14 protein-coding genes are annotated in these 12,813 nt (G+C 59.9%); all 14 read left to right on the forward strand.

Features of this window, described 5'->3' with window-relative positions; all coding sequences use genetic code 11:
* The first annotated feature begins 9 nt into the window (after nt 1-9).
* The 14 genes from iscA (at nt 10) to der (ending at nt 12,767) form a co-directional block, all read left to right on the forward strand.
* On the forward strand, nt 10-333 hold the full coding sequence (gene iscA / locus AC3IT6_RS04825) for an iron-sulfur cluster assembly protein IscA (protein WP_003227904.1): 324 nt from the start codon (nt 10-12) through the stop codon (nt 331-333).
* An 8-nt stretch (nt 334-341) separates the two neighbouring features.
* Nucleotides 342-863 (forward strand): co-chaperone HscB, encoded by a 522-nt coding sequence (gene hscB, locus AC3IT6_RS04830; RefSeq protein WP_057716302.1) that lies wholly within the window; start codon nt 342-344, stop codon nt 861-863.
* A gap of 51 nt (nt 864-914) precedes the next feature.
* The gene (gene hscA / locus AC3IT6_RS04835; protein ID WP_489354467.1) at nt 915-2,777 is read left to right on the forward strand and encodes a Fe-S protein assembly chaperone HscA; all 1,863 of its coding nucleotides are present in this window, start codon (nt 915-917) and stop codon (nt 2,775-2,777) included.
* Between the two features lie 2 nt (nt 2,778-2,779).
* The gene (fdx, locus tag AC3IT6_RS04840) at nt 2,780-3,121 is read left to right on the forward strand and encodes an ISC system 2Fe-2S type ferredoxin (RefSeq protein WP_007982752.1); all 342 of its coding nucleotides are present in this window, start codon (nt 2,780-2,782) and stop codon (nt 3,119-3,121) included.
* A gap of 14 nt (nt 3,122-3,135) precedes the next feature.
* The gene (gene iscX, locus AC3IT6_RS04845) at nt 3,136-3,336 is read left to right on the forward strand and encodes a Fe-S cluster assembly protein IscX (protein ID WP_489354468.1); all 201 of its coding nucleotides are present in this window, start codon (nt 3,136-3,138) and stop codon (nt 3,334-3,336) included.
* A 92-nt stretch (nt 3,337-3,428) separates the two neighbouring features.
* Entirely contained in the window at nt 3,429-3,854 is a 426-nt protein-coding gene (gene ndk / locus AC3IT6_RS04850; RefSeq protein WP_007903599.1) for a nucleoside-diphosphate kinase, read from the forward strand.
* Nucleotides 3,855-3,882: 28 nt separating this feature from the next.
* The gene (gene rlmN / locus AC3IT6_RS04855) at nt 3,883-5,025 is read left to right on the forward strand and encodes a dual-specificity RNA methyltransferase RlmN (RefSeq protein ID WP_223446973.1); all 1,143 of its coding nucleotides are present in this window, start codon (nt 3,883-3,885) and stop codon (nt 5,023-5,025) included.
* A 16-nt stretch (nt 5,026-5,041) separates the two neighbouring features.
* Entirely contained in the window at nt 5,042-5,800 is a 759-nt protein-coding gene (pilW, locus tag AC3IT6_RS04860; protein ID WP_223446975.1) for a type IV pilus biogenesis/stability protein PilW, read from the forward strand.
* Complete coding sequence (locus AC3IT6_RS04865) at nt 5,800-6,813, forward strand: RodZ domain-containing protein (RefSeq protein ID WP_151213885.1); 1,014 nt, start codon at nt 5,800-5,802, stop codon at nt 6,811-6,813. Before pilW ends, AC3IT6_RS04865 begins: the two co-directional genes overlap by 1 nt.
* A gap of 3 nt (nt 6,814-6,816) precedes the next feature.
* A complete protein-coding gene (gene ispG / locus AC3IT6_RS04870) occupies nt 6,817-7,926 on the forward strand; it encodes a flavodoxin-dependent (E)-4-hydroxy-3-methylbut-2-enyl-diphosphate synthase (RefSeq protein WP_003185136.1) in 1,110 nt (369 codons plus the stop codon).
* A 37-nt stretch (nt 7,927-7,963) separates the two neighbouring features.
* Nucleotides 7,964-9,253, forward strand: coding sequence for a histidine--tRNA ligase (gene hisS / locus AC3IT6_RS04875; protein ID WP_046040930.1), 1,290 nt, complete (start codon nt 7,964-7,966; stop codon nt 9,251-9,253).
* A gap of 41 nt (nt 9,254-9,294) precedes the next feature.
* Complete coding sequence (locus AC3IT6_RS04880) at nt 9,295-9,936, forward strand: tetratricopeptide repeat protein (RefSeq protein WP_223446979.1); 642 nt, start codon at nt 9,295-9,297, stop codon at nt 9,934-9,936.
* Nucleotides 9,929-11,080 (forward strand): outer membrane protein assembly factor BamB, encoded by a 1,152-nt coding sequence (gene bamB, locus AC3IT6_RS04885; protein ID WP_150726782.1) that lies wholly within the window; start codon nt 9,929-9,931, stop codon nt 11,078-11,080. Before AC3IT6_RS04880 ends, bamB begins: the two co-directional genes overlap by 8 nt.
* Before the next feature lie 217 nt (nt 11,081-11,297).
* Nucleotides 11,298-12,767 carry a ribosome biogenesis GTPase Der gene (gene der / locus AC3IT6_RS04890; protein ID WP_150754505.1) on the forward strand — a complete coding sequence of 490 codons (1,470 nt, stop codon included), beginning with the start codon at nt 11,298-11,300 and terminating at the stop codon, nt 12,765-12,767.
* Nucleotides 12,768-12,813 lie beyond the last annotated feature (46 nt).

Genomic DNA, 12,813 nt, shown 5'->3' on the forward strand with positions numbered 1-12,813 from the left:
GAGTCACCGATGGCTATCAGCATGACAGAAGCGGCTGCTCGACACGTGCGGCGCTCCCTCGACGGGCGCGGCAAAGGTGAAGGGATTCGTCTGGGTGTTCGCACCACAGGCTGTTCCGGCCTTGCCTACGTGCTGGAGTTTGTCGACGAGGTGGTTGCAGAGGACCAGGTGTTCGAAAGTCACGGCGAAAAAGTGATCATCGACCCGAAAAGTCTGGCCTACCTGGACGGCACCGAGCTCGATTTCGTCAAGGAAGGGTTGAACGAAGGCTTCAAGTTCAACAACCCCAACGTACGCGGTGAATGTGGCTGCGGCGAAAGCTTCAACATCTGAGGCTTGTCGTGGGTACTCCTTGTCATTTTGCTTTATTTGAGCTGCAACCGAGTTTCGATCTGGACCTCGATCAGCTGGCTACGCGCTACCGAGAGTTGGCGCGCGGCGTTCATCCGGACCGCTTTGCTGACGCTTCCGAGCGCGAGCAGCGGTTGGCGCTGGAGCAATCCGCGAGCCTCAACGAGGCCTACCAGACGCTCAAGAGTCCACCCAAGCGCGCGCGTTACCTGCTCGCCTTGAATGGTGGCGAGCTGCCGCTGGAGGTCACGGTGCATGATCCGGAGTTTCTGCTGCAACAGATGGAGTTGCGCGAAGAGCTCGAAGACCTGCAGGACAGCGCCGACCTCAATGGCGTTGCCGTCTTCAAACGTCGCCTGAAGGCTGCCCAGGATGAACTGAACCAAAGCTTCGCAGCTTGCTGGAACGATGCTGCGCACCGTGAACGGGCCGAACGCCTGATGCGGCGCATGCAGTTCCTCGACAAGCTCACCTACGAAGTGCGCCAGTTAGAAGAGCGCCTCGACGATTAACCCAGTGCCGCTCCGGTCGCACGCCTGATATACAGATAAGTCCTGATAACGATGGCCCTACTGCAGATCGCCGAACCCGGCCAAAGTCCTCAACCGCACCAGCGTCGTCTGGCTGTGGGGATCGACTTGGGCACTACCAATTCGCTGGTCGCTGCATTGCGCAGTGGTCTTTCCGAGCCACTTGCCGACGCAGAAGGGCGGGTCATCCTGCCGTCTGCCGTGCGCTACCACGCCGATCGCGTCGAGGTTGGCGAATCCGCCAAACTGGCCGCCGCTACCGATCCCCTGAACACCGTGCTGTCGGTCAAGCGCTTGATGGGTCGTGGTCTGTCCGACGTCAAGCAGCTTGGTGATCAGTTGCCATACCGCTTTGTCGATGGCGAGTCGCACATGCCGTTCATCGAGACGATCCAGGGCCCGAAAAGCCCGGTCGAAGTCTCTGCCGATATCCTCAAGGTCTTGCGTCAGCGTGCTGAAGCGACCCTGGGTGGCGAACTGGTGGGTGCGGTGATCACTGTTCCGGCCTATTTCGACGACGCTCAGCGTCAAGCCACCAAGGACGCGGCCAAGCTGGCCGGTCTGAACGTGCTGCGCTTGCTCAATGAGCCGACCGCGGCAGCCGTGGCTTACGGTCTGGACCAGCACGCTGAAGGCCTGGTCGCGATTTACGACCTGGGCGGCGGCACCTTCGATATTTCGATTCTGCGCCTGACCGGCGGTGTCTTCGAAGTTTTGGCTACCGGAGGCGACAGCGCCCTGGGTGGCGACGACTTCGACCACGCGATCGCTGGCTGGATCATCGAGAGCGCTGGCCTGTCCGCCGACCTCGATCCGGGTGCGCAGCGCAACTTGCTGCAAACCGCCTGTGCGGCCAAGGAAGCCCTGACCAATGCTGCGGCCGTTGAAGTGGCCCATGGCGACTGGAAAGCCGAGCTGACCCGCGAAGCCTTCAACGCGCTGATCGAGCCGATGGTCGCTCGCAGCCTGAAAGCCTGCCGTCGTGCGGTGCGTGATTCAGGTATCGAACTGGAAGACGTGCATGCCGTGGTCATGGTCGGTGGTTCGACTCGCGTTCCTCGCGTTCGTGACGCCGTCGCCGAAGCCTTTGGTCGCCAGCCGCTGACTGAAATCGACCCGGATCAAGTGGTAGCCATCGGTGCTGCGATCCAGGCCGATACCCTGGCCGGCAACAAGCGTGACGGCGGCGAGTTGCTGCTGTTGGACGTGATTCCGCTGTCCCTGGGGCTGGAAACCATGGGCGGTCTGATGGAGAAGGTGATTCCGCGCAACACCACCATCCCCGTCGCCCGCGCCCAGGACTTCACTACTTATAAAGACGGCCAGTCGGCCATGGCCATCCACGTATTGCAGGGCGAGCGCGAGCTGATCAGCGACTGCCGCTCCCTGGCGCGCTTCGAATTGCGCGGCATTCCGGCGATGGTGGCTGGCGCGGCGAAGATCCGCGTGACCTTCCAGGTCGATGCTGACGGTCTGCTCAGCGTTTCCGCCCGTGAACTGGGTTCGGGCGTTGAGGCGAGCATTCAGGTCAAGCCGTCCTACGGCCTGACCGACGGCGAAATCGCCAGGATGCTCAAGGACTCGTTCCAGCACGCCAATGACGACAAGGTTGCCCGCGTGCTGCGCGAACAGCAGGTCGACGCCCAGCGCCTGATCGAAGCGGTGCAGGCCGCTCTGGAGGCGGATGGCGAGCGTTTGCTCGATGCCGAAGAGCGCCTGGTCATCGACATGCAGGTGCAGGAACTGACCGAACTGATGAATGGTACCGATGGTTACGCCATCGAGCAGCAGACCAAGCGTCTGTCGCAAGTGACCGACGCCTTTGCTGCCCGCCGCCTGGACTCGACGGTGAAAGCCGCGCTGGCGGGGCGCAACCTGAATGAGATTGAGGAATAACGATGCCGCAGGTCATTTTTCTGCCACACGAGAAGTTTTGCCCCGAAGGCATGGTTGTGGAGGCTGAGACCGGTACGTCCATCCTCGAGCTGGCCCATGAGCACCATATCGAGATGGAAAGTGCCTGTGGCGGCGTCTGCGCCTGCACCACCTGCCACTGCATCATCCGCGAGGGTTTCGACTCGCTGGAAGAGGCTGACGAGCTGGAAGAGGACTATCTTGACAAGGCTTGGGGGCTGGAAGCTCAATCGCGCCTGGGTTGCCAGGCCAAGGTCGGTACCGAAGACCTGACCGTCGAAATTCCGAAGTACTCGCTCAACCACGCAGCCGAGGCAGCGCACTGATTCAAGGAATTGTCATGAAACTCAAGTGGACTGATGTGCTGGAGATCGCGATCCAGCTGGCTGAAAGCAAGCCGGATGTGGATCCGCGTTACGTGAACTTCGTCGATCTGCACCAGTGGGTGCTGGCATTGCCGGGGTTCAGCGATGATCCGACCCGCGGTGGCGAGAAGGTGCTTGAAGCCATTCAGGCCGCCTGGATCGAAGAAGCGGACTGAGTCTGCACCGTACGCAGTTAGGCAATACCCGAGAACCCGCGTATAATTCGCGGGTTTAATTTTTCGTAAATTACCGTTTCTGGAGTTACACCATGGCTGTTCAACGTACTTTCTCCATCATCAAGCCTGACGCCGTTGCAAAAAACGTTATCGGCGAGATCACCACTCGTTTCGAAAAAGCTGGCCTGCGCGTTGTAGCTTCGAAGCTGAAGCAACTGTCCAAAGCCGAAGCTGAAGGCTTCTACGCTGAGCACAGCGCTCGTGGTTTCTTCAACGACCTGGTTGCTTTCATGATCTCCGGTCCGGTTGTCGTTCAGGTTCTGGAAGGCGAAAACGCTATCGCTCTGAACCGTGAGCTGATGGGCGCTACCAACCCTAAAGAAGCTGCTGCCGGCACCATCCGTGCTGACTTCGCTGACTCCATCGACGCCAACGCTGTACACGGTTCGGACTCCGAAGCCGCTGCCGCTCGCGAAATCTCGTACTTCTTCGCAGCTACTGAAGTAACCACTCGCTAAGCATTGGCTTAAGAGTGAAGGTGAATCCATGACTACATCGACTGTAAAAATTAACCTGCTGGGTCTGACTCAGCTGGAAATGGAAAAATTCTTCGACTCAATCGGGGAGAAGCGTTTCCGTGCCGGTCAGGTAATGAAATGGATTCACCATTTTGGCGTCGATGATTTCGATGCCATGACGAACGTCAGCAAGGCCTTGCGTGAAAAACTCAAGGTTGTTGCTGAGGTCCGTGGTCCGGAAGTGGTCAGCGAGGACATCTCCAGCGACGGCACCCGCAAGTGGGTGGTGCGCGTGGCGTCCGGCAGCTGCGTCGAGACCGTGTACATTCCCCAGGGCAAGCGCGGCACCTTGTGCGTTTCGTCCCAGGCAGGCTGTGCCCTGGATTGCAGTTTCTGCTCCACCGGCAAGCAAGGCTTCAACAGCAACCTCACCGCCGCCGAAGTCATCGGCCAGGTGTGGATTGCCAACAAATCCTTTGGCAGCGTCCCGGCAACCGTCGACCGTGCCATCACCAACGTGGTGATGATGGGCATGGGTGAGCCGCTGCTGAACTTCGACAACGTCGTCGCGGCCATGCATTTGATGATGGACGACCTGGGCTACGGCATTTCCAAGCGCCGTGTGACCCTGTCGACCTCCGGCGTGGTGCCGATGATCGATGAGCTCTCCAAGCACATCGACGTCTCGCTGGCGTTGTCCCTGCACGCACCGAATGACGCATTGCGTAACCAATTGGTGCCGATCAACAAGAAGTATCCGCTTAAGATGCTGCTCGAGTCGTGCCAGCGCTACATGTCGAATCTCGGCGAAAAGCGCGTGCTGACCATTGAGTACACCTTGCTCAAAGACATCAATGACAAGGTCGAGCACGCGGTGGAAATGATCGAGCTGCTGAAGAACATCCCGTGCAAGATCAACCTGATCCCGTTCAACCCGTTCCCGCATTCCGGTTACGAGCGTCCGAGCAATAATGCGATTCGTCGTTTTCAGGATCAGCTTCACCATGCAGGTTTCAATGTCACCGTCCGCACCACCCGTGGTGAAGACATCGACGCCGCATGTGGTCAATTGGTAGGGCAGGTGCTGGATCGCACCCGTCGCAGCGAGCGTTATATCGCCGTGCGTGAACTCAACGCCGACAGCGATGTAGCGCAAGACGCCGCGAAATAACCAAGAGAGGAACTCTATGTCCCTGCGCTTTGCGCTGCTTTTGCTGTTGGCCAGCCTGTGTGCTGGCTGCGTGCTTTCGGGCGATTACAACCCGATGAAGACCAGCAAGGGCCGCGATGAAGCGCGTCAGGCATATGTGCAACTCGGTATCGGGTATTTGCAACAAGGCATGACCGAGCGCGCCAAGGTTCCGCTGAAGAAAGCGTTGGATCTGGATGGCTCCGACCCTGATGCCAATGCGGCGTTGGGGCTGGTGTTCCAGGCCGAGATGGAACCGGAACTTGCCGACGAGCATTTTCGCAAGGCGCTGGCTTCTCGTCCCGCCGATGCACGAATCCTCAATAACTACGGCAGTTTTCTGTTCGAGCAGAAGCGTTACAAGGAAGCCTACGAGCGCTTTGAACAAGCCGCTGCCGATACCCTGTATCCTGAGCGTTCGCGGGTGTTCGAGAACCTGGGCATGACCGCTGCAATGCTCGGTCAGCGCGATCTGGCCCTGCAGCAACTGGAAAAAGCCCTGCGCCTGAACCGCCAACAACCTCGTGCATTGCTGGAAATGGCTGAGTTGTCTTACGAAGACAGGCATTATGTGCCCGCGCGTGACTATTACGACCGTTTTAGCCAGCTCTCCGAACAAAATGCACGTAGTCTGTTGCTCGGCATTCGGCTGGCAAAAGTGTTCGAAGACCGCGACAAGGCCGCAAGTGCCGGCCTGCAACTAAAAAGACTCTATCCCGGTACGCCGGAATATCAGCAATACCTGTCGGAGCAATGATGAAAGCGGCGCATCCCGAAGTTGTAGCAGCGAATCGCGTAAACCCCGGTGAGATTTTGCGCCAGGCCCGCGAAAGCAATGGCTGGTCGCTGGCCGAAGTGGCCCTCAAGCTCAACCTCACCACCACTTCCCTGAGCAATCTGGAAGCAGGCGCCTTTGACAAGCTGCCCGGGCATACTTTTGCCCGTGGTTACATTCGTGCCTATGCCAAATTGCTCGGCATGGACCAGGCCGTTCTGGTCCAGCAATTCGATCAATCCACCGGTACCGATTCCCAGGGCAGCAGTGTTCACAGCCTGGGTCGCATCGAAGAACCGGTCCGGGTTTCCCACACCATTTTGCGAATCGTCAGCCTGCTGTTGCTGGTCGCGGTGATTGGCGGCGGTTTTGTCTGGTGGCAGGATCAGACCTCGATGCGCACCAAGGACCTGATCGGTCTGGCACCAGAGCACGTTGAAGTCGAAGGCGCCGACGGTACGACACAGATTCATCCGCTGGACGAGCCGGAAGACCAGGCCGTCGTGGAAGGTCAGACCGAAGGCGGAACCGCCCTCGCGCTGCCACAGGCCGACGCTCCGGCTGAAGCACCAGAGCAGGCTCAAGCGACTGCACCCGTCGCCCCGGCAGCGCCGACCACACCAGCCGTACCCGCGCACACCACGCCGGCAACTCCGGTTCCGGCAGCTCCTGCTGTCCCGGCCCCTGTGGTGACTGCACCGGTGGCCCCTGTCGCTCCGGCTCCTGCTCCAGCGGTAGCCGCGCCAGTGGCCGGTCAAGGCCAGGTCAAGGTGCAGTTCACCGCCGATTGCTGGACACAAGTGACCGACGGTAGCGGCAAGGTGCTGTTCAGCGGTCTCAAACGCAAAGGCGACAGCCTGGCAGTCAATGGCAAACCACCGTTTACCGTGCGCCTGGGCTTTGCCCGCGGCGCTCAGGTCAGCTACAACGGCCAGCCGGTTGATGTCGCTCCGTTCACCAGTGGCGAGACTGCTCGCCTGAAATTGGGTCAATAAGTCATGCACGGCGAATCTCCAATCAAACGTCGCGAATCCCGCAAGATCTGGGTCGGTAACGTGCCTGTTGGCGGCGATGCGCCTATCGCTGTGCAGAGCATGACCAACAGCGACACCAACGATGTCGCGGCCACTGTCGCGCAAATCAATCGCCTGGAAGCGGCCGGCGTCGATATCGTGCGGGTCTCCGTACCGGACATGGACGCCGCCGAAGCCTTCGGCAAGATCAAGCAGCTGGTCAAAGTACCCCTGGTTGCCGACATTCACTTCGACTACCGGATCGCTTTGCGCGTAGCCGAACTGGGTGTCGATTGCCTGCGGATCAACCCGGGCAATATCGGTCGCGAAGACCGCGTGCGTGCGGTGGTGGATGCCGCCCGTGACCGCGGTATCCCGATCCGTATCGGCGTCAACGCCGGTTCCCTGGAAAAAGACCTGCAAAAGAAATACGGCGAGCCGACCCCGGCTGCGCTGGTCGAGTCTGCCTTGCGTCACGTCGAGCACCTTGAACGCCTGAACTTCCAGGACTTCAAGGTCAGCGTGAAAGCCTCCGATGTGTTCATGGCCGTCGAAGCCTACCGCTTGCTGGCCAAGGAAATCGTCCAGCCGCTGCACCTGGGCATCACTGAAGCCGGTGGATTGCGTTCCGGTACGGTGAAATCTGCCGTGGGCCTCGGTATGCTGCTCGCCGAAGGGATTGGCGATACTATCCGCATCTCGTTGGCGGCCGACCCGGTCGAGGAAGTGAAAGTCGGCTACGACATTCTCAAATCCCTGCACCTGCGTTCCCGTGGCATCAACTTCATCGCCTGCCCGAGCTGCTCGCGGCAGAACTTCGATGTGGTCAAGACCATGAACGAGCTGGAAGGGCGCCTCGAGGATTTGCTGGTGCCGCTGGATGTCGCGGTTATCGGTTGCGTGGTCAACGGCCCGGGCGAAGCCAAGGAAGCCCATATCGGCTTGACCGGTGGCACGCCGAACCTGATTTACATCGACGGCAAGCCGTCGCAGAAGCTGACGAATGACAATCTGGTGGATGAGCTTGAACGCTTGATCCGCCAGAAAGCGGCCGAAAAGGTCGAAGCTGACGCTGCCGTTATCGCGCGCGGCTGAACCTGACTGAAGAGCCGAACGAATTTAAGGATTTATAGTGAGCAAGTCTCTGCAAGCCATTCGTGGCATGAACGACATCCTGCCCGAGCAGACCCCTCTGTGGCGTCATTTCGAAGGCACCGTTTCGCGCCTGCTGGATAACTACGGTTACAAGCAGATCCGCATGCCGATCGTCGAGTTCACCGAACTGTTCAAGCGTTCCATCGGTGAAGTGACCGACATCGTCGAAAAAGAGATGTACACCTTCGACGACCGCAACGGCGACTCCCTGACCCTGCGCCCTGAAGGCACGGCGGCCTGTGTGCGCGCGGTGCTGGAACACGGCATCACCGGCGGCGGCCAGGTTCAGAAACTCTGGTACATCGGCCCGATGTTCCGCCACGAGCGTCCGCAGAAAGGCCGTTATCGCCAGTTCCATCAGATCGGTGTCGAAGTGTTCAACCTCGACGGTCCGGACATCGACGCCGAGTTGATCGTGCTGACCTGGCGCCTGTGGGGCGAGCTGGGCATCCGCGATGCGGTGAAACTCGAGCTCAACAGCCTGGGCACCAGCGAGTCCCGTGGTCGTTATCGCGAAGCACTGGTCGAGTTCCTGTCGCAACACCTGGACAAGCTGGACGAAGACAGCCAGCGCCGCCTGAAGACCAACCCGTTGCGGGTCCTGGACACCAAGAACGCCGAGACACAGGCGATTCTGGTCGATGCGCCGAAAATGGCCGACTACCTCGACGAAGAGTCCCGTGTGCACTTCGAGGGCCTCAAGGCTCGTCTGGACGCCGCCGGCATTCCTTACGTGATCAACCCGAAGCTGGTTCGCGGGCTGGATTACTACAGCAAGACCGTTTTCGAATGGGTCACCGACAAACTCGGCGCCCAGGGCACCGTGTGTGCCGGTGGCCGTTACGACGGCCTGGTGGAGCAGATGGGCGGCAAGCCGACCGCCGGTGTTGGCTTTGCCATGGGCATCGAACGCCTGGTGCTGCTGCTGGAAACCCTGGAGCAGATCCCGCAAGAGATCTCCCGGCAGGTCGACGTCTACCTCTGTGCCTTCGGTGAAGCTGCCGAACTGGCCGGCCTGACCCTGGCGGAGCGCGTTCGTGATCAGTTGCCCAACCTGCGCCTGCAAGTGAATGCCGGCGCCGGCAGTTTCAAAAGCCAGTTCAAGAAGGCCGACAAGAGCGGCGCGCTGTACGCGCTGATCCTCGGTGACGACGAAATGGCCCAGCAAGTGGTAGGTTTCAAACCCCTGCGTGGCCAGGGCGAACAACAAAGCATTGCCTGGGATGCGCTTGCAGCACACCTGGCCACCTGCGTCGTGCAGGGTTGAAGCTGTCTAAACAGCCGAATTAGCGATTAAGGAGTATTGGGGTGTCGAGTACCGAAGACGAACATCTGGCGGATTTCAAGGAGTGGTGGTCACGCAACGGCAAGCCCCTGGTAACTGGCGGCCTGTTGGCGCTGGTCATCGTGTTCGGCTGGCAGGCGTTCCAGAAATATCAGAGCAATCAGTCGCAAGGCGCCTCGATTCTCTATCAGCAATTGCTCGAAACCACGCTGACGCCTGACGGCAAGCCTGATGCGGCCCGTGTTTCGGACCTGGCCGGCAAGCTCAACAGCGAGTTCGGCGGCAGCGCCTACGCGCAGTACGGCAGCCTGTTTGTGGCCAAGGTAGCGGTCGACAGCGGCAAGCTGGACGACGCGGCCACCGAGCTCAAAGCCATTGTCGCCAAACCGGCCAACCCGGCGCTGGGCGAAATCGCCCGTCAGCGTCTGGCCCAGGTACTCGGCGCGCAGAACAAGGCCGACGAAGCACTGAAGCTTCTCGAAGGCGATGCCGACAAGGCATTCCTGGCCACTCGCGAAGAGCTCAAGGGCGACCTGCTGGTGCAGCTGGGTCGTACCGACGAGGCGAGCGCGGCGTATCAAAAAGCCAAGGCGGCACTGTCGGATGAAGCGGCGGTCGGTGGCCTGCAAATCAAGCTGGACGACCTGGCCAAAGGGGATGCGTGACGTGATTCGTTGGAAACATGCAGCATTGCTGGCTCTGGCCTTGTTGGCCGCGGGTTGCAGCAGCAACAGCAAAAAAGAACTGCCTCCGGCCGAACTGGTCGACTTCAAGGAAGAGGTGGTTCTGCAGAAGCAGTGGAGTCGTTCGATCGGTGACGGTCAGGGCGAATCCTACAACATGCTGGTTCCGGCCATCGATGGCGATACCATCTATGCCGCCGACGTCACTGGCGTGTTGATGGCGATGGACCGCAACACCGGCGACGTCAAATGGAAGAAAGACCTCGAGCTGCCTGTCTCCGGCGCCGTTGGCGTAGCTTACGGTCTGGTCACCATTGGTACGATCAAGGGTGAAATCGTTGCCCTGGACGCGATCAACGGTGAAGAAAAGTGGCGCGCTCGCGTGTCCAGCGAAGTACTGGCGCCGCCAGCCAACAACGGTGACGTCGTGGTGGTTCAGACCCAGGACGATCGTCTGATCGGCCTGGATGCCTCCACCGGTAACCGTCGCTGGATCTATGACAGCACGCCTGCGGTACTGACCCTGCGTGGTACTAGTGCGCCGATCGTGACCAACCGCCTTGCGGTGGCTGGCCTGTCGACCGGTAAAGTGGTTGCCGTGGACATCTCCAACGGCGTGCCTGTGTGGGAACAGCGCGTAGCGATCCCGCAAGGTCGTTCGGAGCTGGAGCGCGTGGTCGACATCGACGGTGGCTTGCTGCTGTCGGGCGAGACGCTGTATGTCGCCAGCTATCAGGGGCGCGTTGCCGCTCTGGACTTGCAAAGCGGCCGTCAGCTCTGGCAGCGTGATGCTTCCAGCTATTCCGGTGTCGCCCAGGGTTTCGGTACCGCTTATGTGAGCCTGTCTTCGGGCACCGTTGAAGGCATCGACGAGCGTTCCACCACAGCCTTGTGGAGCAACGACTCTCTGGCCCGCCGTCAACTGTCGGCTCCGGAAGTGTTCTCCAGCTACGTTGCAGTCGGTGACCTGGAAGGTTACCTGCACCTGCTGAGTCAGGTGGATGGTCGTTTCGTCGGCCGCGAGCGCATCGACAGCGACGGCCTGCGTGCCCGTCCGCTGGTGGTGGGTGACACGATTTATGTGTATGGCAACAGCGGCAAACTGGAAGCCCTGACCATTAAGTAAAGGTTTGACTATGCTTGGGGTTAACCCCCCAGGCTGCTTCACTTGTAGGAGCGAGCTCGCTCGCGATGGACGTCAACGATTACGTTTGCTGTCTGAATAAACGCGGTGTTTTTGCGTTTTTCGCGAGCAAGCTCGCTCCTACAGTGATTGCCCCGAGCACCAGCCGCTGCCTCGCAGCGGCTTTTGTATTTTCTGAAATAACGAAGTGGAGAGCCGCATGGTTCCCGTAATCGCCCTGGTGGGCCGACCAAACGTCGGCAAGTCCACCTTGTTCAACCGCCTGACCAGGACTCGTGACGCCATCGTCGGCGACTTGTCCGGTCTGACCCGTGATCGCCAGTACGGTGAGGCCAAGTGGCAAGGGCGTTCCTACATTCTGATCGACACCGGCGGTATCTCCGGTGACGAGCACGGTATGGACGAAAAGATGGCCGAGCAGTCGCTGCTGGCCATCGAAGAAGCAGATGTCGTTCTGTTCCTGGTAGATGCCAAGGCCGGCTTCACCGCCGCCGACCAGATGATCGCCGAGCATTTGCGCAAGCGTAACAAGCGTTCCTACGTGGTTGCCAACAAGGTCGACAACATCGACCCGGAAATGGCCCGCGCCGAATTCGCTCCGTTGGGCATGGGCCACGCGATCCCGATCGCCGGTGCTCATGGTCGTGGCATCACCCAGATGCTGGAAATCGCCCTGAGTGACTTCCCGAAAGACGACGACGAGCTGGAAGAAGGCGAGGAAGAAGACGTCGCCGAAGGCGAGGAAGCCAAGCGCATTCCTGGCCCAAGCGAAAAAGACGGGATCAAGATCGCGATCATCGGCCGGCCGAACGTCGGCAAGTCGACCCTGGTCAACCGCATGCTCGGGGAAGACCGGGTAATCGTCTACGACCAACCCGGCACCACCCGCGACAGTATCTACATCCCGTTCGAGCGTAACGACGAGAAGTACACGCTGATCGACACCGCCGGTGTGCGCAAGCGCGGCAAGATCCACGAAGAAGTCGAAAAGTTCTCCGTGGTCAAAACCCTGCAAGCGATCAAAGACGCCAACGTGGTGATCTTCGTGATGGACGCCCGCGAAGGCGTGGTGGACCACGACCTCAACCTGCTGGGCTTTGCCCTCGAGGCCGGTCGTGCATTGGTCATCGCGATCAACAAGTGGGACGGCATGACGCCGAGCGAGCGCGACTTCGTCAAGATCGAGTTGCAGCGTCGCCTGTTCTTCGTCGAGTTTGCCGATATTCACTTTATCTCGGCACTGCACGGCACCGGCGTGGGCAACCTCTACGCGTCGGTACAGAACTCGTTCAAGTCCGCAGTAACCCGCTGGCCGACCAACCGCCTGACCCAGATCCTGGAAGATGCAGTCGGTGAGCACGCCCCTCCGATGGTCAACAACCGCCGGATCAAGCTGCGTTACGCCCACTTGGGTGGTGCGAACCCGCCGATCATCGTGATTCACGGCAACCAGATCGAGAAGGTGCCGAAGTCTTACGTTCGTTACCTGGAAAACACTTACCGTCGTGTCCTGAAGCTGGTCGGTACGCCGATCCGCATCGAGTTCAAGGGTGGCGAGAACCCGTACGAAGGCAACAAGAACACGCTCACCGACCGTCAGGTCAACAAGAAGCGTCGTTTGATGTCGCACCACAAGAAGGCCGACAAGAAGCGTCGCGATAAGCGCTGATCGAGGTTTTTCCCGTGGGATGGAAAGGGCGCCAATGGCGCCCTTT

Source organism: Pseudomonas sp. KH_017 (genome assembly GCF_057840285.1).